The 19,491-nt window shown below is 71.5% G+C and carries 19 protein-coding genes; 13 read left to right on the top strand and 6 right to left on the bottom strand.

Features of this window, described 5'->3' with window-relative positions; translation table 11 throughout:
• Positions 1-3: 3 nt before the first annotated feature.
• From V3T34_RS22055 to V3T34_RS22045, 3 genes are read left to right on the top strand one after another with little or no spacing between them, the layout of a single operon-like run.
• Entirely contained in the window at positions 4-390 is a 387-nt protein-coding gene (locus tag V3T34_RS22055) for a DUF1987 domain-containing protein (protein WP_060849936.1), read from the top strand.
• Entirely contained in the window at positions 387-1,313 is a 927-nt protein-coding gene (locus V3T34_RS22050; protein ID WP_236012973.1) for a GGDEF domain-containing protein, read from the top strand. Before V3T34_RS22055 ends, V3T34_RS22050 begins: the two co-directional genes overlap by 4 nt.
• On the top strand, positions 1,310-2,998 hold the full coding sequence (locus V3T34_RS22045; RefSeq protein WP_305077370.1) for a SpoIIE family protein phosphatase: 1,689 nt from the start codon (positions 1,310-1,312) through the stop codon (positions 2,996-2,998). Before V3T34_RS22050 ends, V3T34_RS22045 begins: the two co-directional genes overlap by 4 nt.
• A 69-nt stretch (positions 2,999-3,067) precedes the next feature.
• Here V3T34_RS22045 and V3T34_RS22040 read toward each other — a convergent pair whose 3' ends face one another.
• Positions 3,068-3,355, bottom strand: coding sequence for a GCG_CRPN prefix-to-repeats domain-containing protein (locus tag V3T34_RS22040; protein ID WP_063920145.1), 288 nt, complete (start codon positions 3,353-3,355; stop codon positions 3,068-3,070).
• A gap of 304 nt (positions 3,356-3,659) precedes the next feature.
• Between V3T34_RS22040 and rplS the strand changes: the two genes are divergently transcribed.
• Complete coding sequence (gene rplS / locus V3T34_RS22035) at positions 3,660-4,067, top strand: 50S ribosomal protein L19 (RefSeq protein WP_060849935.1); 408 nt, start codon at positions 3,660-3,662, stop codon at positions 4,065-4,067.
• 97 nt (positions 4,068-4,164) lie between these two features.
• Here rplS and V3T34_RS22030 read toward each other — a convergent pair whose 3' ends face one another.
• On the bottom strand, positions 4,165-4,545 hold the full coding sequence (locus V3T34_RS22030; protein WP_236012653.1) for a hypothetical protein: 381 nt from the start codon (positions 4,543-4,545) through the stop codon (positions 4,165-4,167).
• 116 nt (positions 4,546-4,661) lie between these two features.
• Between V3T34_RS22030 and V3T34_RS22025 the strand changes: the two genes are divergently transcribed.
• The 5 genes from V3T34_RS22025 (at position 4,662) to V3T34_RS22005 (ending at position 9,795) form a co-directional block, all read left to right on the top strand.
• Entirely contained in the window at positions 4,662-5,894 is a 1,233-nt protein-coding gene (locus V3T34_RS22025; RefSeq protein ID WP_060849934.1) for a GNAT family N-acetyltransferase, read from the top strand.
• A gap of 185 nt (positions 5,895-6,079) precedes the next feature.
• Positions 6,080-7,453, top strand: coding sequence for a serine hydrolase domain-containing protein (locus V3T34_RS22020; RefSeq protein ID WP_305077369.1), 1,374 nt, complete (start codon positions 6,080-6,082; stop codon positions 7,451-7,453).
• A 192-nt stretch (positions 7,454-7,645) separates the two neighbouring features.
• Positions 7,646-8,806, top strand: a complete 1,161-nt coding sequence (locus tag V3T34_RS22015; protein WP_060849932.1) for a M20 aminoacylase family protein — start codon at positions 7,646-7,648, stop codon at positions 8,804-8,806.
• A gap of 229 nt (positions 8,807-9,035) precedes the next feature.
• The gene (locus V3T34_RS22010; protein WP_091887866.1) at positions 9,036-9,467 is read left to right on the top strand and encodes an HIT family protein; all 432 of its coding nucleotides are present in this window, start codon (positions 9,036-9,038) and stop codon (positions 9,465-9,467) included.
• 73 nt (positions 9,468-9,540) lie between these two features.
• Positions 9,541-9,795 (top strand): GNAT family N-acetyltransferase, encoded by a 255-nt coding sequence (locus V3T34_RS22005; RefSeq protein WP_305077368.1) that lies wholly within the window; start codon positions 9,541-9,543, stop codon positions 9,793-9,795.
• 37 nt (positions 9,796-9,832) lie between these two features.
• On the opposite strand, the gene V3T34_RS22000 is transcribed toward V3T34_RS22005, so the two are convergent.
• The 4 genes from V3T34_RS22000 to V3T34_RS21980 all read right to left on the bottom strand — a co-directional run bounded on the left by V3T34_RS22000 (position 9,833) and on the right by V3T34_RS21980 (position 15,189).
• Complete coding sequence (locus V3T34_RS22000) at positions 9,833-10,303, bottom strand: hypothetical protein (protein ID WP_305077367.1); 471 nt, start codon at positions 10,301-10,303, stop codon at positions 9,833-9,835.
• A 234-nt stretch (positions 10,304-10,537) separates the two neighbouring features.
• Positions 10,538-11,953, bottom strand: coding sequence for a M20 family metallopeptidase (locus V3T34_RS21995; RefSeq protein WP_305077366.1), 1,416 nt, complete (start codon positions 11,951-11,953; stop codon positions 10,538-10,540).
• 388 nt (positions 11,954-12,341) lie between these two features.
• Positions 12,342-12,680 carry a hypothetical protein gene (locus tag V3T34_RS21985; RefSeq protein WP_305077365.1) on the bottom strand — a complete coding sequence of 113 codons (339 nt, stop codon included), beginning with the start codon at positions 12,678-12,680 and terminating at the stop codon, positions 12,342-12,344.
• A 490-nt stretch (positions 12,681-13,170) separates the two neighbouring features.
• Positions 13,171-15,189, bottom strand: coding sequence for a protein meaA (locus V3T34_RS21980; protein ID WP_305077364.1), 2,019 nt, complete (start codon positions 15,187-15,189; stop codon positions 13,171-13,173).
• A 194-nt stretch (positions 15,190-15,383) separates the two neighbouring features.
• Here V3T34_RS21980 and ccrA point away from each other — a divergent pair, with 194 nt between their 5' ends.
• From ccrA to V3T34_RS21960, 4 genes are all read left to right on the top strand, one after another.
• Complete coding sequence (ccrA, locus tag V3T34_RS21975) at positions 15,384-16,694, top strand: crotonyl-CoA carboxylase/reductase (RefSeq protein WP_305077363.1); 1,311 nt, start codon at positions 15,384-15,386, stop codon at positions 16,692-16,694.
• A gap of 122 nt (positions 16,695-16,816) precedes the next feature.
• Entirely contained in the window at positions 16,817-17,419 is a 603-nt protein-coding gene (gene leuD, locus V3T34_RS21970) for a 3-isopropylmalate dehydratase small subunit (RefSeq protein WP_091749196.1), read from the top strand.
• 405 nt (positions 17,420-17,824) lie between these two features.
• Positions 17,825-19,024, top strand: a complete 1,200-nt coding sequence (locus V3T34_RS21965) for a lytic murein transglycosylase (RefSeq protein ID WP_060849924.1) — start codon at positions 17,825-17,827, stop codon at positions 19,022-19,024.
• Between the two features lie 88 nt (positions 19,025-19,112).
• Positions 19,113-19,490 (top strand): hypothetical protein, encoded by a 378-nt coding sequence (locus tag V3T34_RS21960; RefSeq protein ID WP_060849923.1) that lies wholly within the window; start codon positions 19,113-19,115, stop codon positions 19,488-19,490.
• Position 19,491: the final 1 nt, after the last annotated feature.

Here is a 19,491-nt window from a genome sequence, read left to right as displayed (position 1 = left end):
ACGATGGACCGGATCCAGATCCCCGCCACCAGCCGCTCGCCGCTGGTCGACTTCGACTTCCCCGCCGGCCGCCTGACCTTGCGCGGCGAATCCTATCCCGAGGACGCCGCCGCCTTCTACGGCCCGCTGCTCCAGGCCCTGCGCGGCCATCTGGAGGACGGCGACGGCCCGCTGACCTTCGAGGTCGCCCTGTCGTACTTCAACTCGTCGAGCGCCAAGGCCTTGATGAACCTGTTCATGCCGCTCGAGGACGCCGCCGAGGAGGGCCGCGACGTGACGGTCCGCTGGCTCTACGCCGAGGGCGACGACACCATCGCGGAGGCCGGCGAGGATTTCGCCGCCGACTTCTCGCACGCCCGGTTCGAGATGGTGCAGGAGACGGCGGCATGACCAAAGGCGTGACGGGCAGGCCGGCTCCAGAGCCCGCGGCGATGACGGACGGCGACGTCCCCCCGGAGCCCGAGGCGCATCCCCCGGAGGGCGGGCGCGACGAGCCGCGCGGGCGCAAGCGCGCCGGCAACGTCTTCAGCCTGTTCGACAACGAGGAGGCCGTCCTCGACCGGACCGAGGTGATGCTGACCCAGCTCGCCGCGGTGGCGGACGGGGTCAAGGTGCTGGCCGAGGCCTATCGCCGGGGCTACCGCGAGCAGCGCCGGCTGGTGCGCCTGAGCGACCGGATGCAGGCCGACCTGCAGAACGCCAACAAGCGCCTGGCCGAGCAGCAGCGCGACCTGCAATCCCTGAACGCCGCGCTGTCGGGCGAGATCGAGACCAGCGCCCGCCTGGAGGCGGAGCTGCGCCGCCTCGCCGATACCGACCCGCTGACCGGGGCCCTGGCCCGCCGGCGCTTCCTCGAGGTCTGCGCCCGGGACTGGCGGCGGCGCGACGACCAGGCGGCCTGCCTGCTGATGCTCGACCTCGACCGGTTCAAGCTCGTCAACGACAGCCACGGCCACGCCGCGGGCGACGCGGCGCTGATCGCCTTCGTCACCGCCTGCCGCTCGGCCCTGCGCTCCCTCGACACGATCGGGCGGCTCGGCGGCGAGGAATTCGCGGTGCTGCTCGTCGGGACGGGGATCGAGGACGGGGCGGCGGTGGCCGAGCGGATCCGCGCCGCCGTGGCGGCGATGCCGGTCGCGGCCGAGGCCGGGCCGATCGGCATCACGGTCAGCATCGGGCTCGCCGCCGCCGGGCCCGGGGAGACCCTGCAGGACGCGATGCGCCGGGCCGACGCGGCGCTGTACGCCGCCAAGCACGGCGGCCGCAACCGGGTGGAGCTGGCCCCAGCGGTCACGGCGGCGACCGCCCGGTGAGCGGCGAGACCCTCGACGCGGCCGCTCCGGGCAGCCCCCGCCGCGGCGGGTCGCTGCGGGGGGCCGGCCCCCTGCGCCGCGGCGACGCGCCGCCCGGTCCCGGCGTCACCGGGGTGCCGACGACGCAGGATGGCGGCGCCGACACGATGCGCCCGGGGGCGCTACGCGGCGCCGCCCGGGGCCGCAACCTCGACGGCCTCGCCCACACCCTGTTCCTGCGTCTGTCGCCGGTGATCGCCGCCCTGGTGCTGCTGACCCAGGTGGTGATCGCCTGGGTCAATTACGGCGACCAGATCCGTCTCTCGGGCGAGCGCGCCCAGACGATGGCCGACATGACCGCCCGGGCGCTGTCGCGCCCGGACTGGACCACCTCCTACGGCCCGTCGCTCCAGGCGCTCGGCCTCGATCCCGGCTTCCGTTACGCGGTCCTGCGCGACGGGACCGGCGGCGTGGTGGCCCGCCTCGGCGAGGAGCCGCGGGGCCGCAACTTCGAGCGCATCCAGGTCTCGGCGGAGATCGAGGGCGGCGCCGGCGCGCCGGCCGCGGGCGGCACGCCCCCCGGCAGCCTGACCCTTGTGCTCTCGGCCGAGGGCCTGCGGGCCAACGCCGAGAAGCAGTTCGTGATGGTGCTGGGCGCCAGCCTGGTGCTGATCCTGGCCTTCGCCCTCGCCCTGCGCGTCGCGGTGCGCCGCCACGTCCTGGCTCCCCTCGCGCACCTGCTCGCCGCGATGGGCCGGGTCGAGCGGAAGGACTGGGCGACGGTCGACCTCGCCGGCCGCCGGCGGCCGAGCCGCGAGATCGCCGACATCTCGGCGGCCTTCAACCGGATGGTCGAGGGCCTGCAGAGCGGCGACGAGGCGCGCCACCTGCTGGCCGAGCTCGAACGCACCCACGGGCAGCTCGCCGAGGCCAACGGCCTGGTGATGGAGAGCCTGGGCTACGCCCGACGCATCCAGCAGGCGGTGCTGCCCGGGCCCGATGCCCTGCGGCACTCGGGCCTCGACCTCGCGGTGCTGTGGGAGCCGCTGCACGTCGTCGGCGGCGATTATTTCTGGGTCGAGGAGATCGACGGCCTCACGGTCGTCGTGGTGGCCGATTGCACCGGCCACGGCGTGCCCGGCGCCTTCCTGACCCTGATCGTGGCGACCGCCCTCGACCGGATCCTGCACGACCGGGCCTTGCGCGCGCCCGACGCGATCCTGGCCGCCCTCGACGGGGCGGTGCGGGGGCGGCTGCGGCAGGCCGGGGACGGGGCGGGCGGCTCCGACGACGGGCTCGATTGCGGCGTCTGCGTCGTCGACCGGGCGGCGCGCGCCCTGCATTTCTCGGGAGCCGGCCTCGCCCTCACGGTCCTGTCGGGCGGCACGATCACCCGGATCAAGGGCCGGCGCCACGGCCTCGGCTACCGGCCGACCGGCCGGGAGGAGGCGCTCGCCGCGACGGTGCTGGCGCTCGACGGCGGCGAGACCTTCTTCCTGATGACCGACGGTGTCAGCGACCAGATGGGCGGCACCTCGCGCCGGCTCCTCGGTCACCGAGGCGTCGCCGGGATCCTGCAGCGGCACCGGGACCTGCCGCTCGCCGGGCAGGTGGCGGCGCTGGAACGCGACCTCGCGGACCATCGCGGGCCCGAGCCGCGCCGGGACGACATGGCCCTGGTGGCGTTCCGGCCGGTCCTGACGTGAGACGGGCGGGGTCCCGTGGGAAGCCCCGCCCGGTTCATCGGAGGCCGATCGCGAGCGATCGGGGGCCGGTCAGAAGCGGCAGATCCGGCGCGGCCCGTACGGGGTCGGGCGGATGAAGCAGCGGCGGCCGTAGACCCGCGGCGGACCGAAATAGCGGCGGCCGTACATCGGCCGGCAGCGGCCCCAGGGGCCGCGGGCGAAGCCCGGGCCGCAGCCCTGGGCGACCTGCGTCACCGGCGCCTCGGGGGCGAGCACGCCCGAGAGGCCGGGGCCGGCCGGGGCGGCGCTCGCGGGGGCGGCCGCGAGGCCGCCGAACGCCAGGGCGGCGAGGCCGGCGATCTTCCAACGCATCAGCATGCGGATGGTCCTCCGTGTAGTCCGTGACGGTGTCCGTGGAGCGGGCGGGACCGGGATCGGCCGCCGCGCCGAGCCGACACAACCGGGAATGCGCCGTTCTGTTCCCACCCCCCGTCTTTCTCCCTCGTCTCCCTCGTCTTCTCCCATTGCCCCTCGCTGGCACGCGGCCTCGAAAAAGGCGCGAGACCCCGTGTCGACAAGCCGCGACCGTTCCTGTAAGGGAGCCGGCAACTCACAACAGGACGCCGAAATCCTGACGCCGGACCCCATGCCGGGGCGCGGCGGCGACGGCAGGAGTTTGACAATGAACATCATCCAGCAGCTCGAGCAGGAGCAGATCGCTCAGCTCAACAAGACGATCCCCGACTTCGAGCCCGGCGACACGGTCATCGTGAACGTCAAGGTGAAGGAAGGCGAGCGCAGCCGCGTCCAGGCCTACGAGGGCGTCGTGATCGCCCGCTCCGGCGGCGGCATCAACGAGAGCTTCACCGTCCGCAAGATCTCGTACGGCGAAGGCGTCGAGCGTGTCTTCCCGGTCTACTCGCCGAACATCGATTCGATCAAGGTCGTGCGTCGCGGCAAGGTGCGTCGCGCCAAGCTGTACTACCTGCGCGATCGTCGCGGCAAGTCGGCCCGTATCGCCGAGCGCGCCGAGCGCGGCGCCGAGAAGGGCAAGACCAACAAGTCCAAGAAGACCGTCGCCGCCGAGTAAGATCCTCCCCGGATCACCGCGACGACAGGAAGGCCGCCTCCCCTGCCGGGTCGAGGCGGCCTTTCTCGTTCGGGGGCCGTCCCGACCCGAAACCGGCTCAGCGCTCGCCGCGCCACCGGCGGGCGAGCCGGTGCCACTTGTCCTCGAGCCAGCGCGCCGCGCGCTCCAGCGACGGCTTCATGCCGGGGATGTCCTCGCTCAGGAGCGCGAGCCCGAGCGGCAGCATCCACAGCCCGAAGACTGGCAGGATCGCCAGGAAGCCGCCGAGGATCAGCAGCACGGCCGCCGGAATTCGCACCCAGCGCCGCGACGGCGCCCGCAGCCAGGACACGGAATCCGCCACCCGCCGCGGCAGGAGGTCGAGCAGCCGGGCGATCCGGTCGTCCCAGGCCTTAGCGAGGGCGTCCTTCCCCGTAAGGGGCGGCGTGCCGGTCGCCGCGGGCGGGAGGGGGCGTGTCGTGATGTCGTCTCTGGTCATGATTGGAAACAAATGGACCGGACGGGCCAACGGTTCCGCGAGGGCCCACCGGCCCGGCGGTGCTGCGAGGCCGCGCCGCATTGCCGGCCCCCGGGCCCCGTCCTAGCTTCCCCGCCATGGAGACACCCGGCGAGAGATGCGGCGCGGCGGAGGGCGGGGACACCCCGGCGCCGGGCACCCTGCAGGTCCGCGTCGTCCAGCGCATCGGCGAGATCGCGGCGGCGGATTGGGACCGCTGCGCCCACTCCGCCGAATCGATGGCGGGGGCGGGCGAGAGCCACAATCCCTTCGTCAGCCACGCCTTCCTGTCGGCGCTGGAGGATTCGGGCTGCGTCGGCGGCCGCACCGGCTGGGTCCCGCTGCACGTCGCCGCCGAGCGCGACGGACGGGTGATCGGCTACGCGCCCTGCTACCTGAAGTCCCACTCGCAGGGCGAGTACGTGTTCGACCACGGCTGGGCCGACGCGTTCGAGCGAGCGGGCGGGCGCTACTACCCCAAGCTGCAGGTCAGCGTGCCGTTCACCCCGGTGACGGGACCCCGTTTCCTGATCGCCCCGGGCGAGGACGCGGACGAGGCCACCGCCGCGCTCGTCGCCGGCCTGCGCGCCCTGCGCCGGCAGGTCGAGGCCTCCTCGATCCACGCGACCTTCCTGCCCGAGGCCGAGGCCGAGCGGGCCGGGGCGCTGGGCTTCCTGCGCCGGGTCGACCAGCAGTTCCACTGGGACAACGACGGCTACACGACCTTCGACGATTTCCTCGGGGCGCTCGCCTCGCGCAAGCGCAAGGCGATCAAGCGCGAGCGGCGCGACGCGCTCGCCACCGGCCTCACCATCGAGTGGGTCACCGGGGCCGATCTGACCGAGGCGCATTGGGACGCCTTCTACCGGTTCTACATGGATACCGGCTCGCGCAAATGGGGTCGGCCCTACCTCAACCGGCGCTTCTTCTCGCTCATCGGCGAGCGGATGCCGGAGCGGATCCTGCTGGTGATGGCCCGGCGCGAGGGGCAGTACGTGGCCGGCGCCATCAACCTGATCGGCGACCGCGCCCTCTACGGCCGCAACTGGGGCTGCATCGAGGACCATCCGTTCCTGCATTTCGAAGTCTGCTACTACCAGGCGATCGAGTTCGCGATTCGTCACGGCCTCGCCCGGGTCGAGGCCGGCGCGCAGGGCGAGCACAAGCTCGCCCGCGGCTATCGCCCGGTGATCACGCATTCGGCTCACGACATCGCCGATTCCGGCCTGCGGGCGGCCATCGCCGACTACCTGCGGCGCGAGGCGCGCCACGTCGCGGCGGCGGCCGAGGAGCTCGATGCGGCGACACCGTTCCGGCGCGGCGAGGACTGACCGCGCCGTAGCGCCCGGCGCGGAGGGCCGCTAGAGCACTTCACGATCGCGTCGCAATCGCGAAGCTCTCTAAGTCCTTGTTTTGTCGCATTTTCTGCGACGAATCGGTTCCCACTTCGTCGCAAAATGCTCTAGGCTCCCAGGACGGGGCCCGACAAGAGGCTCCGGTTCGGGAGCGAAACGTCATGTCGACGAGCGAGGGAGGACGCGGGCGCGCGTCCCGCCGGGTCCTGTCGGGCTGCCTCGGGGTGGTGCTGGCATTGTCCATCCCTGCCCTGCAAACCCCGGCCGTCGCGGATGCGGCCCTGCGTCCGCGCACCGGCGAGGTCCTGGCACCGGCGAGGCCGGAGGAGGTCGGGCTCTCCTCCGAGCGGCTCGGCCGGATCAGGCAAGTGATGGAAGAGGAGGTGGCCGCCGGCCGCCTGCCGGGGGCCGTGGTGATGATCGCCCGGCGCGGCCGCCTCGCCTACGCGGAGAGCTTCGGCTTCCGCGACAAGGCCGCCGGGGCGCCGCTGGAGAAGGACGCGATCTTTCGTATCTACTCGATGACGAAGCCGCTCGCCTCGGTCGCCGCGATGACGCTGGTGGAGGACGGCCGGATCCAGCTGACCGACCCGGTCGCGAAGTACCTGCCCGAATTCAAGGACCTGAAGGTCGCCGGCACCCGGCCGAACGCGCTCGGCGAGGCCGCGCCCGACCTCGTCCCGGCCGAGCGCGCGCCGACCGTGCAGGACCTCCTGCGCCACTCGGCCGGCCTCGCCTACGGCGAGATCACCACCAACCCCGCGGTGAAGGCCGCCTACGCCAAGGCCGGCCTGTTCAAGCCCGACTTCGACTACAACACCACCGACCTGACCCCGGACGAGTTCACCAGCCGGATCGCCGGGGCGCCCCTCGCCTACCAGCCCGGTACGGTCTGGCAGTACAGCCTCGCGGTCGACGTGCTCGGCCGCGTCGTCGAGAAGGCCTCCGGCCGGCGCCTCGGCGACTACCTGGCGGAGCGGGTGCTGCGGCCGCTGAAGATGACCGAGACCGGCTTCTCGGTGCCGGCCGACAAGGCCGGGCGGATCGCCCAGGCGCTGCCGAACGATCCCGCCACCGGCGCGCCGAACCGGCTCATCGACGGCGCCGTCCCGAAGAACGATTCCGGGGGTGCGGGCGGCTACGGCACCGCCGCCGACTACCTGCGCTTCGCCCAGGCCCTGCTCGACGGCGGCAGCCTCGACGGTACCCGGGTGCTCAGCCGGACCACCGTCGAGCTGATGACCGCCGACCATCTCGGCGACCGGATCAAGCCGGTGGTCGGCCCGGGCGAGCTGCTGATGGGCGTGCCCGGCTACACGTTCGGCCTCGGCTTCATGGTGCGCAAGGACGCCGGCATCGCCGGGGTGCCGGGCTCGAAGGGCGAGTTCATGTGGGCAGGCTATGCCGGCACCTTCTTCTGGGTCGATCCCAAGGAGGACCTGGCGGTGGTGATGATGACCCAGGCGCCGGGCCCGAGCCGCGCCCATTACCGGCGCGAGATCAAGCAGCTCGTCTACGGCGCCATCGCCGATTGAGCGATCCGGGGCGCGGGCGGCCGGATACGGCGATTGCATCCGCGCCCCAAGCATCCGCGCCCCAGGCATCCGTGCCCCATGCATCGGAGCCCCATGCATCGGAGCCCCTGGACTCGCGCCTGCGGCCACCGGAGGATGCGTGCCGTCAGGCCCTGGCGACACGGGCCGTCACGTCCCGGAGCGTTCCGCCGCATGTCCCCGATCGACCGCATCTCCGCCGACCTCGACGCCCTCACGGCCATCCGGCGCGACCTGCACGCCCATCCCGAGCTCGGCTTCGAGGAGGTGCGCACCTCCGGCATCGTGGCGGAAAACCTCGCCTCCTGGGGGATCGAGGTCCATCGCGGGATCGGCCGCACCGGCGTCGTCGGCGTCCTGACGGGCCGCGGAACGAGTGCGCGCCGCATTGGGCTGCGCGCCGACATGGACGCGCTGCCGATCGAGGAGGCGACGAACCTCCCCTACCGCTCGACCGTGCCGGGCAAGATGCACGCCTGCGGCCACGACGGCCACACCACGATGCTGCTCGGCGCCGCCAAGTACCTCGCCGAGACCCGCGACTTCGACGGCACCGCGGTGTTCATCTTCCAGCCCGCCGAGGAGGGCTTGGGGGGAGCCCGCGCCATGCTGGCCGACGGGCTTTTTTCGCGCTTTCCCTGCGACGAGGTCTACGGCCTGCACAACAACCCCGGCGGGCGCGTCGGCGAATTGTCGGTGCGCGCCGGCGCCGCGATGGCGGCGGCCGACTTCTTCGACATTCGCATCGTCGGCCGCGGCGCCCACGGGGCGCAACCGCACCGCGGCGTCGATCCGGTGGTGGTCCAGGCAGCCCTGGTCCAGGCGCTCCAGACGATCGTCAGCCGCAACGCCGATCCGCTGCAATCGGCCGTGCTCTCGATCACCCAGGTCCATGCCGGGGCGGCCTACAACGTGATCCCGGAGGAGGCCCACCTCGCCGGCACGATCCGCACCTTCGACGACGACATCCGCGCCCTGGTGGCCAAGCGCATGCGCGAGATCGCGGCCGGCATCGCGGCGACCTTCGGGGCCGAGATCGTCGTCGACATCCGCAACATCTTCTCGGTGCTGCGCAACAGCGAGGCCCAGACGCGGGCCGCCGCCGAGATCGCCACCGAGCTGTTCGGCGCGGCCAAGGTCGACACCGCGCCCGAGCCCAAGATGGGCAGCGAGGACTTCGCCGACATGCTGCTCGCCGTGCCGGGCGCCTATGCCTGGCTCGACGGCAAGGGCGGGGCGGCTGTCCACAACGCGGCCTACGACTTCGACGACGCGATCATCCCGCTCGGCGCGGCCTACCTCGCCCGGCTGGTCGAGCGGCGCTCGGCGGCGTGACGGAAGGGGGCCGGACCCGCCCCCCGGCGGGTCCGGCCTCGCCGTCCCGTGCCGGCGGCGCCTTCGCCGGCAGACCCTTGCCGGCAGACCCTTGCCGACAGACCCTTGCCGGAAATGAGCGGTTGCGCCGGGGCGCCGTCCTGCCGCAGGAGCAGGCCCGGAACGCCGCCGTGGGAGCGTCGGCCCCGGCCCGCGCTCCCACGAGCTCGCAGCGACACGGGATTTCGAGATGACCGAGACCGCCTACGATCCCCAGAACATCTTCGGCAAGATCCTGCGCGGCGAGGTGCCGTGCCACAAGGTCTACGAGGACGAGCACGTCGTCGCCTTCATGGACGTGATGCCCCAGGCCGACGGCCACACCCTGGTGGTGCCCAAGGTCCCGAGCCGCAACCTGCTCGACGCGGACCCGGCGACGCTCGGGGCACTCTACGCCGCCGTGCAGCGCGTGGCCCGGGCCGCCAAGGCGGCCTTCGCGGCCGACGGCGTCGCGGTCTACCAGTACAACGAGGCGGCGGCCGGGCAGACCGTCTTCCACCTCCACGTCCACGTCCTGCCCCGGCACGAGGGCGCGCCGCCGCGCCGCCACGTCGAGGGCATGGCCGATCCGGCCGTGCTGGCGGCCCACGCCGAGCGGCTCCGCGCGGCACTGGCCGGCTGACGGGAACCGGGCCGGCATCGGGGTCTTGCCCCAGATACGCGAGAGGCCGGGCGGCGCCATGCACGGGACGGGAATGCGCGACGATCCGGGGCGGAGCCGGTTCGAGCTCGAGGTGGACGGCGAGGTCGTCTATGCCGACTATCGCCGCCAGCCCGGCGCCCTCGTAATCGCATACGTGTACGCGCCGCCGGCCCTGCGCGGCACCGGCACCGCCGACCGGCTGATGCGGGCGGTCGCCGAGACGGCGCGGGCGGAGGGCCGGCAGATCGTGCCGCTCTGCGGCTACGCGGCATCGTGGCTGCGCCGCCACCGCGGACGCGAGGCCTGACGGTCGGTAGCCCGCGCCAGGAGTCGCGGGCCCGCCTTCAGTGGGCGACCGCCCGGTCGAGCAGGTCGAAGACCGAGCCCGGCGCCTGTCCGGCCGTGGCCCTGGCGTCAGTGCCCGTCATTCGGCTCGCCGCGAGCAAGTCGAGCAGGCGGGCCACGCCGTCCCTCCCTGCCGTTGCACCGGCCCCGCTCCGACCTTCGAGCACCGCCATCGTCTCGCGCACCAAGCCGGGATCCACGGTGGTCCGGAATCCGGCCCCGGGCCGATCGGACAACGCGGCCTCGTCCCGCGTGCCCGCATCCGGCGAGGCGCGGGAGGACGACCGCAGGTCGAGCAAAGCCGACAGGATCGACGGGGACATCGTCACGGAGGCGACCGTCGGCGTCGCGACGTCCGGCGCCGGGGCCGGATCACGGCTTGCCGGAGAGGACGATGCCGCCGGCGCGAAGCCGGGCGACGCGCGGCTTGCGAGGACCTGCCCGAGGAGAGAGGCACCCGTGACGATCATGACATGCTCCGGTGCGACGGTGGCATGGCCTTCTCGCCGACGGTCCGCGATGCGGGCCGTCGGCGTCCGTCGAGCTTGACGCTACGGGGCGAGATCTCGTCGCCCGGTGAGGCGAAAGCGTCGCATTTGATGCAACCGGCGATTCCTCGGGGACACGGCACCTGGCCCCCGAACCTCTTCCCCGGTCTCCTGCCCGGACCCCTGTCCGGGGCCCGGGAGAGGGAGGAAGCCGCCTCACCCCACCATGTCGAGGGGCGGCGCCAGACCGTCCGGCAGTGGGCAGCGATAGGGCGTGCGGGCCAAGCGCTCGGCGTGGTCGGCCTTGGCGCGGACGAGGAGGTCGGGGTCGCGCAGGACGTCGACCGCCGTGCCGGCCATCGCCTTGGCGACGTGGATCATGCCCTTGTGGGCCGCCGGGTTCGTGCCCTGGGCGGTCATCTGCCAGGAATGGCCCGGGGTGCCGATGGCGTAGGTGGCGCCCCGCGCCCGCACGGTCGGCACCGCCCAGCTCACGTCGCCGACATCGGTCGAGCCCATCATCCGCTCGCCGACCGCGCGCAGCGGCACGATCGCGTCGCAGAGCGGCGCGTCGGTCACCGGCATGCCGAAGCGGCGATGGGCCGAGACGATGTCCTCTTCCGTCAGCGTCGCCCGGATCTTGTCCGCGAAGGCCCGGTCCTCGGCGTCGAAGGGCGGAGGCCCGAGGCGCATCAGGTTGGCGTGCATCGCCTCCTCCAGCGGCGGGTTCGCCAACAGGTTCGACATCGCGCTCACCACCCGGCTCGTCACCGTGGTCTCGGTCATCAGGGCGGCACCCTGCGCGATCCGCTCCACCCGGGCCGCGAGGTCGAGGAGGCTCGGCAGGTCGGCGGCGCGCACGAGGTAGCGCACGGTGGCGCTTGCCTGGACGACGTTGGGGGCGATGCCGCCGGCATCGAGATAGGCGTAATGCACCCGCGCGTCGCTCGGCATGTGTTCGCGCAGATAGTTGACGCCGACATTCATCAGCTCGACCGCATCGAGGGCCGAGCGCCCGAGATGGGGGGCGGCGGCCGCGTGCGAGGCCTTGCCGACGAAGGCGAAGTCGATGAGCTGGATCGCCAGGGAGACCGGCTCCCAGATCGCCACGAACGGGCCCGGATGCCAGGTGATCGCCACGTCGACATCGGAAAAGACGCCGTCGCGCACCATGAAGGTCTTGGCGGCTCCGCCCTCTTCCGCCGGGCAGCCGTAGTAGCGCACGCGGCCGGGCAGGCCCTCACGGGCGAGCCAGTCCTTGACGGCGGTGGCGGCCAGCAGCGCGCCGGCGCCGAGCAGGTTGTGACCGCAGCCGTGACCGGCGCCCTCCCCCGGACGCGGCCGATGCTCGGCCACCCCCGCCTCCTGGCTCAAGCCCGGCAGCGCGTCGTACTCGCCAAGGATCGCGATGACGGGACCGCCCTCCCCGGCCTCGCCCATCATGGCGGTCGGGATGCCGTCGATGCCCTCGGTCACCCGGAAGCCCTGGGCGCGCAGCATCGCGGTGTGCTCCGCCGCGGAGCGCACTTCCTGGAAGTTGAGCTCCGGCATCTCCCACACCCGGTCGGAGAGGGCGACGAACGCCTCCGCGTGCTCGTCGACGTGCCCCCAGATCGCCTCGCTGTTGTGCATGTTTCCTCGCGTCGCGGGCTGTTGTTAGGCTCTGCCCCGCCCCTTGTCGCACGATGGGGGCCGGGCGCCATGCGCTCCGCTCGGCCCTGGAATGCGCCGCGTTGCACGTACAGTCCCGGAGCGTGATGGTGCACCCGCGTCGGGGAGCCGTACGACGACGCCCTGGCCGAGAGGATCTACGGCCTGTCGAGGCAGAGGTCATCCACCGACGCGGGCCGTGGCGGCCCATCATGGCCGTCGAGTACGCCATCCTGGAATGGATCGACCGGTACGACAGCCGCCGCCTGCTCGCACCGATCGGCAACGTCCCTCACACCGAATCCGAAGCGCGCGATCATGCCAACGTCGGCGACCAAGCCTCGGCCGCCGGACCGAAGACGAACAGCCTTCAAGAAACACGGTGTGGTTCGATGCCCTCGTAGACGTCGGGATCGTCGCTCACGCCACCGCTCCCTCGGGCGCGGGCCCGACGCGCGTCGAGGGCCTGGAACACCTCGTCATTGGTCACCAGGCCGGCCGCGGCGAGGAGGGCGCCGAGGTGGACCGGCGGGCTCATCTCGTTGCCCGAGCCGCGCATGATCGCGACCGCCTGCTCGACCTCGGGGGTGGTGAGCGCTCGCACGAACGGCGCGAACGCGCGCTGGTCGACGCCCGAGGCAACGGCCTCGAGCAGGGTGAGGGCATCCTCGCGCCGGGTCACCAGTGTCGGCAAGTCGCCAAGGCTCATGGATAACGTTCCCCGGTTCAGCCCGGCCGGTCCGGCGGCTCGCAGGCAGCGTCTTTCGATCCGTCCTCGAGACGGCGAGAACTCCCGGCCGTCCTCTCTCTCCACCCCTTGCCGATCGTCGCTTCGGCCCCCATCCGAACCGCGTGTGGTGGGCGTCACAGCATCGGCTAGGGATTGCGCTCGGCGCGAGCGTCGGGACCCGAGCCGGGATCTCGGACGCCGTCACAGCGACGGCCCGGGATCGCGACCCCGGTCGAGTTCCTGACGCTCGTCCGGGATTTGCTGGAGCTTCGCGCATCTGCGCTGATCGCGCCCGAGTCGGTGGCATCTCGAGACGGGCACGTCGGACAGCCTGCAGGCCGTCGGTCGACCTGCAGCACCTCCGCAGATCGACCCCATCCCTAGGCTCACGAAGGACGACCCCGTCGATCTCTCGCGGATCGTGGATGACGCCGGTCGTGGCTGCGACCGGCGAAAAGTGGACCCGCCCTCAGAACACCTCCTCGCGCCGCGGCTCCGCGGCTTCCGCATCGCGGCGGGCGATCGCGCGCTCGACCACCTTGGCGAGGCCGACCATGATGGTGTCGAGGGCGTAGTCCTTCGGGGTGTAGACCGCCGCGACCCCCATGTTCTTCAGCACCAGCTCGTCCTCCGACGAGATGATGCCGCCGACGACGACCGGGATGTGGTCGAGGCCTTCCTGGCGCAGCAGCGCCCGGACCTCGCGCACCAGCGGGACGTGCGAGCCAGACAGGATCGACAGGCCGATGATGTGGGCGTTGCGCTCGCGCGCCTTGGCGACGATCTCGGCCGGGGTCTGGCGGATGCCGTCGTAGGTCACGTCGAAGCCGACGTCGCGGGCGCGCAGCGCGATCTGCTCGGCGCCGTTTGAGTGGCCGTCGAGGCCGGGCTTGCCGACGACGAGCTTCGGCGCCTCGCCGAGCCGCTCGCCGAGATCGGCGACGAGGAGGCGCGCCTCCTCGGCCGCCCCGGAGGTCGCGGTCTCGGGCGTCACGCCGGTCGGCGCGCGGTACTCGCCGAAGACCTGGCGCAGGCGCTCGCCCCACTCGCCGGTGGTGACGCCAGCCTTGGCGCAGGCGATCGAGGCCGGCATCACGTTGCGGCCCTCGCGGGCGGCGGCCTCGAGCTCGTCGAGCGCCGCCGCGACCGCGGCGGCGTCGCGTTGCGCGCGCCAGGCCTTGATGCGGCTCTTGGCCTCCATCTCGACGGTCTCGGAGACGGTGAAGATCGATCCGTCGCCGGAGGTGAGCGGCGAGGGCTCGCCGTTCTGGAACTTGTTGACGCCGACCACGACCTGCTCGCCGCGCTCGATCGCGGCGATGCGCTTCGCGTTCGATTCGACCAGCGCCCGCTTCATTAGGCCGGTCTCGATCGCGGTGACGGCGCCGCCGAGCGCGCCGATCCGGGCGAGCTCGGCCCGGGTCTCGGTCTTCAGCGCCTCGACCTTGGCGTCGATGGCGACCGAGCCGTCGAAGATGTCGTCGTATTCCAGCAGGTCGGTCTCGAAGGCGAGGATCTGCTGCATCCGCATCGACCATTGCTGGTCCCAGGGGCGCGGCAGGCCGAGCGCCTCGTTCCAGGCCGGCAGCTGCACGGCACGGGCACGGGCGCGCTTCGAGAGGGTGACGGCCAGCATCTCGATCAGGATGCGGTGAACGTTGTTCTCGGGCTGCTGCTCGGTGAGCCCGAGCGAGTTCACCTGAACGCCGTAGCGGAAGATGCGCTTCCTCTCGTCGGTGATGCCGTAGCGGTCGCGGGTGATCTCGTCCCAGAGATCGCTGAACGCCCGCATCTTGCAGATCTCGGTGACGAACCGCATGCCCGCATTGACGAAGAACGAGATCCGCCCGACCACGTCGGAGAAGCTCGCCTCGTCGAAATCGGGATCGTCCCGCACCGTGTCGAGCACCGCGATGGCGACCGCCAGCGCGTAGGACAGCTCCTGGACCGGCGTCGCCCCGGCCTCCTGCAGGTGGTACGAGCAGACGTTCATCGGGTTCCACTTCGGAACCTGGCTCGTCGTGAACAGGATCACGTCCTTGGTGAGCCTGAGCGAGGGCCCCGGCGGGAAGACGTAGGTGCCCCGCGACAGGTATTCCTTGATGATGTCGTTCTGGGTCGTGCCCTGCAGCGCCGAGAACGGGGCGCCCTGCTCCTCGGCCACCGCGAGGTACAGCGCCAGCAGCCAGGGGGCCGTGGCGTTGATGGTCATCGAGGTGTTCATCTGGGCGAGCGGGATGTCCTGGAACAGGGTCCGCATGTCGCCGAGATGCGCGATCGAGACGCCGACCTTGCCGACCTCGCCGCGGGCGAGCTCGTGGTCGGGGTCGTAGCCGGTCTGGGTCGGCAGGTCGAAGGCGACCGAGAGGCCGGTCTGCCCCTTGGCGAGGTTGCCACGGTAGAGCGCGTTCGATTCCGCGGCCGTGGAATGGCCCGCATAGGTGCGGATGATCCATGGCTTGTCGCGCTTGACCTCCGGTTCGCCCATTTCCGCCCTCGCCCTCGTTGACCGGCCCGGTGGGCGGTGCCCACTCGCGCCCGGATGGTAGACACGCGCGGGTCGACCGTCATCCTTGACCTAAGGCCGACAAGTCGCACCGACCGCCAAAAGGGCTATTGGAGGCCCCTTAGAACACCGCTAGGATCCACGGTGCAGTGCAATATTTCAAGGGAGGGACCACGATGGCAGCGAGCGCCGCGCTGGATCCGGTGTCGAAGGGTGGGTCCCCGAAGGGTGGGACCGAGATCAAGGATCTCTACGAGATCGGCGAGATCCCGCCACTGGGTCACGTCCCGTCCAAGATGTACGCCTGGGCGATCCGGCGCGAACGGCACGGGCCGCCGGAAGAATCGATGCAGATCGAGGTCCTGCCGACCTGGTCGATCGGCGACGACGAGGTGCTCGTCCTCGTGATGGCCGCCGGCGTCAACTATAACGGCGTCTGGGCGGGCCTCGGCGAGCCGATCTCGCCCTTCGACGTCCACAAGGCCGATTTCCACATCGCCGGCTCGGACGCCTCGGGCATCGTCTGGGCGGTCGGCGCCAAGGTGAAGCGCTGGAAGGTCGGCGACGAGGTCATCGTCCACTGCAACCAGGACGACGGCGACGACGAGGAGTGCAACGGCGGCGACCCGATGTTCTCGTCGACCCAGCGCATCTGGGGCTACGAGACCCCGGACGGGTCCTTCGGCCAGTTCTGCCGGGTGCAGTCGCGCCAGCTGATGAAGCGACCCAAGCACCTGACCTGGGAGGAGAGCGCCTGCTACACGCTCACCCTCGCCACGGCCTACCGGATGCTGTTCGGCCACGCGCCCCACACCATCCGTCCGGGCCAGAACGTGCTGATCTGGGGCGCGTCGGGCGGCCTCGGCGTGTTCGGCGTGCAGCTCTGCGCGGCGGCCGGCGCCAACGCCATCGCGGTCATCTCCGACGAGTCGAAGCGCGACTACGTCATGAGCCTGGGCGCCAAGGGCGTCATCAACCGCAAGGACTTCAACTGCTGGGGCCAGCTGCCCAAGGTCAACTCGCCCGAGTTCAACGAGTGGACCAAGGAAGCCCGCAAGTTCGGCAAGGCGATCTGGGACATCACCGGCAAGGGCAACGACGTCGACATCGTGTTCGAGCACCCGGGCGAGGCGACCTTCCCGGTCTCGGCGCTGGTGGTGAAGCGCGGCGGCATGGTGGTGTTCTGCGCCGGCACGACCGGCTTCAACATCACCTTCGACGCCCGCTACGTCTGGATGCGCCAGAAGCGCATCCAGGGCTCGCACTTCGCCCACCTGAAACAGGCGGCCGCCGCCAACCAGTTCGTCATCGACCGCCGGGTCGATCCCTGCATGAGCGAGCTCTTCCCCTGGGACAAGATCCCGGAGGCCCACACCAAGATGTGGAAGAACCAGCACGCGCCCGGCAACATGGCGGTGCTGGTGAACTCGCCGCGGCCGGGGCTCAGGACCTTCGACGACGTGCTGGAGCTGTCGGGGTCGCGGTGAGCGCGACCCGCTCGCACTAACGCGGCGCGCGCTTCCCGCCGCACCGGCGAGTTGCTAGAACACCTCCGAACTGGCGCCGCGCGGGTCCTCCCCGCGCGGCACGCATCTCGGACGCAGACACAATGGACAAGTTCACCGTTCTCGAGGGCGTCGCGGCGCCGCTGCCGATCGTCAACGTCGACACCGACCGCATCATCCCCAAGCAGTACCTCAAGACGATCAAGCGCACCGGCCTCGGCAAGGGCCTCTTTTCCGAGATGCGCTACCGCGACGACGGCTCCGAGAACCCGGACTTCGTCCTCAACCAGCCAGCCTACCGCAACGCCAAGATCCTGGTGGCGGGCGACAATTTCGGCTGCGGCTCCTCGCGCGAGCACGCGCCCTGGGCGCTGGCCGATTTCGGCATCCGCTGCATCATCTCGACGAGCTTTGCCGACATCTTCTTCAACAACAGCGCCAAGAACGGCATCCTGCTGATCACAGTGTCGCCCGAGGACCTCGAGAAGCTCCTCGACGACGCCAATCGCGGCGCCAACGCGACGCTGACGATCGACCTCGAGAACCAGATCATCAAGGGGCCGGACGGCGGCACCCTGCATTTCGACATCGATCCGGGCCGCAAGCACAACCTCATCAACGGTCTCGACGACATCGGCCTGACGCTCGAGAAGGCCGCCTCGATCGACGCCTACGAGCAGAAGCTCGCCGAGCGCCCCTGGGCCTGAGAGCGTGGCTGATTGTCAGACGCGGCACTAGAAATTAAATTTTCCTCTCGCCCACGACCTCATCCTGAGGCGTCAGTCCATCTGCGATGGACTGACCTCGAGGGAGGGCTCCAGTCACCCCTGCGCGAACTGGAGACCTTCTTCGAGGTCGGTCGATTTGCAATCGACCAACACCTCGGGATGAGGTCGTGGGTGGTTTGGGACCTTCCGCTCACGTCAAGCCGGCACCGACGGAGCAAGACGCCTTTCCGGGCATGATGCTCTCCGACAAAAATAATCCCGCCGGGCCGATGGGCCGTTCGCCGCGGCGGATCTCCCGTCGGTCGCCGAGTTCGTCAGGTTTTCCTTAACCCTGATGACGCCCTATTCCGGTGCTTGGATCGGCGAAACGGGAGAGATTTCTGCATGACGCGGCGCGCGACCCTCAAGGCCGCCACCCTGCTCTGCCTCGCCGGCCTCGGCCTGCCCCAGGCGGCGCTGGCGGATTTCCGCTCCTGCCTTGCCGGAATCGGCCAGGAGGCCGCGGCGGCCGGCGTCTCGCCGGCGGCGTTCCAGGCCGCCACCGCCGGGATCAGCTTCGACGACAAGGTCATCGAGCTGTCCCAGGCCCAGCCCGAGTTCAAGACGCCGATCTGGGACTACATGGCCGCCCTCGTCGACGACGAGCGGGTCGACGACGGCCGCGCCGCCATGCGCCAGCACGCGAGCGCCCTGGCGCTGGCCGAGTCGCGCTACGGCGTCGACCGCTACACCATCGCGGCGGTGTGGGGCGTCGAATCGAATTTCGGCAAGAACCTCGGCAAGATGCCGCTGGTGCAGTCGCTCGCGACGCTCGCCTGCGGCGGCACCCGCCGGCGCGAGTTCTTCAAGGGCGAGCTGATCGCCACCCTCAAGATCATCGCCCGGGGCGACATCGCGCCCGAGCGCCTGACCGGCTCCTGGGCCGGGGCCTTCGGCCAGACCCAGTTCATGCCGACGACCTATCACCGCCTCGCCGTCGACCTTGACGGCGACGGGCGGCGCGACGTGGTCGATTCGGTGCCGGACGCGGTCGGCTCCACCGCCAACTTCCTGCGCGTCGCCAAGTGGCACAACGGCCAGCCCTGGGGCTACGAGGTGCGGCTGCCGCCGGGCTTCAACGTCGCGGCGGCGGGCCGCAAGAACAAGAAGCCGGTGGGGCACTGGGCCTCGCTCGGCGTCACCCGCCTCGACGGCCGGCCGCTCTCGGCCGAGGGACCGGTCGGGATCCTGGCGCCCGCCGGCGCCGCCGGCCCGGCCTTCCTGGTGACGAAGAACTTCGACGCGATCTACTCCTACAACGCCGCCGAATCCTACGGGCTCGCCATCGCGGTCCTGTCGGACCGCCTGCGCGGCAAGGCCGGCGTGCAGACCGCCTGGCCGACCGACGACCCGCCCCTGTCGCGCGCCGAGCGCCGCAGCCTCCAGAGCGCGCTCGCCTCCCGCGGCTACGACGTCGGCGAGCCGGACGGCAAGGTCGGCGCCAAGACCCGCGACGCGATCAAGGACGTCGAGCGCCGCCTCGGCATGCCGCAGACCGGCCGTCCCGGCGCGAAGGTGCTCGAGGCGCTCCTGCGCGGCAACTGAGCATCCCGTCGCGCCGGGTTGCCAAGGCGGCCCGGCGCGACATCTGGAGTCTCACGCCCGAACCACCGCGTGGGAGCAGGCCTCGACGATGCGCAGCCTGTTCGTCCTCGTCAGCATCGTGGTCGCCCTCGGCTTCGTGGTCACCGGGCTGATCAACGGGCTCGACGACCGGGCGCTCGCCCGCAGCGAGCGCGAGGCGCAGATCCGGGTCGGGGCCGCCGTGGCGGCCACCGCCCGCCGGCTCGGGCTGCCGCCGGACTGGGTCGCCTATTGCCGCGCCGAGACCCGGCGCAAGCTCGCCGCCTACCCGAAGGACGGCTCGATCCCCTTCGGCCTGCGCTACTCCACCGCCGACACCGACGAGGTCGAGCGGGCGATCCGCGAGCGCGAGACCTACGAGCGGCAGGACCAGATCCTGTGCCTGACGCAGCTGCCGGCGAGCCTGCGGGAGCCGGCGGCGCCTTGAT

Origin of the sequence: Methylobacterium ajmalii, from assembly GCF_036448855.1 — a bacterium.
Classification (GTDB): Bacteria; Pseudomonadota; Alphaproteobacteria; order Rhizobiales; family Beijerinckiaceae; genus Methylobacterium; species Methylobacterium ajmalii.
This window is presented reverse-complemented; position numbering and strand designations above follow the sequence as displayed.

Bases quoted from the DNA above. Each gene is read 5' to 3' on its own strand.
- V3T34_RS22055 (WP_060849936.1), top strand. From the start codon at position 4: ATGGACCGGATCCAGATCCCCGCCACCAGCCGCTCGCCGCTGGTCGAC.
- V3T34_RS22050 (WP_236012973.1), top strand. From the start codon at position 387: ATGACCAAAGGCGTGACGGGCAGGCCGGCTCCAGAGCCCGCGGCGATG.
- V3T34_RS22040 (WP_063920145.1), bottom strand. From the start codon at position 3,355: ATGCTGATGCGTTGGAAGATCGCCGGCCTCGCCGCCCTGGCGTTCGGC.
- rplS (WP_060849935.1), top strand. From the start codon at position 3,660: ATGAACATCATCCAGCAGCTCGAGCAGGAGCAGATCGCTCAGCTCAAC.
- V3T34_RS22030 (WP_236012653.1), bottom strand. From the start codon at position 4,545: ATGACCAGAGACGACATCACGACACGCCCCCTCCCGCCCGCGGCGACC.
- V3T34_RS22025 (WP_060849934.1), top strand. From the start codon at position 4,662: ATGGAGACACCCGGCGAGAGATGCGGCGCGGCGGAGGGCGGGGACACC.
- V3T34_RS22020 (WP_305077369.1), top strand. From the start codon at position 6,080: ATGTCGACGAGCGAGGGAGGACGCGGGCGCGCGTCCCGCCGGGTCCTG.
- V3T34_RS22015 (WP_060849932.1), top strand. From the start codon at position 7,646: ATGTCCCCGATCGACCGCATCTCCGCCGACCTCGACGCCCTCACGGCC.
- V3T34_RS22010 (WP_091887866.1), top strand. From the start codon at position 9,036: ATGACCGAGACCGCCTACGATCCCCAGAACATCTTCGGCAAGATCCTG.
- V3T34_RS22005 (WP_305077368.1), top strand. From the start codon at position 9,541: ATGCGCGACGATCCGGGGCGGAGCCGGTTCGAGCTCGAGGTGGACGGC.
- V3T34_RS22000 (WP_305077367.1), bottom strand. From the start codon at position 10,303: ATGATCGTCACGGGTGCCTCTCTCCTCGGGCAGGTCCTCGCAAGCCGC.
- V3T34_RS21995 (WP_305077366.1), bottom strand. From the start codon at position 11,953: ATGCACAACAGCGAGGCGATCTGGGGGCACGTCGACGAGCACGCGGAG.
- V3T34_RS21985 (WP_305077365.1), bottom strand. From the start codon at position 12,680: ATGAGCCTTGGCGACTTGCCGACACTGGTGACCCGGCGCGAGGATGCC.
- V3T34_RS21980 (WP_305077364.1), bottom strand. From the start codon at position 15,189: ATGGGCGAACCGGAGGTCAAGCGCGACAAGCCATGGATCATCCGCACC.
- ccrA (WP_305077363.1), top strand. From the start codon at position 15,384: ATGGCAGCGAGCGCCGCGCTGGATCCGGTGTCGAAGGGTGGGTCCCCG.
- leuD (WP_091749196.1), top strand. From the start codon at position 16,817: ATGGACAAGTTCACCGTTCTCGAGGGCGTCGCGGCGCCGCTGCCGATC.
- V3T34_RS21965 (WP_060849924.1), top strand. From the start codon at position 17,825: ATGACGCGGCGCGCGACCCTCAAGGCCGCCACCCTGCTCTGCCTCGCC.
- V3T34_RS21960 (WP_060849923.1), top strand. From the start codon at position 19,113: ATGCGCAGCCTGTTCGTCCTCGTCAGCATCGTGGTCGCCCTCGGCTTC.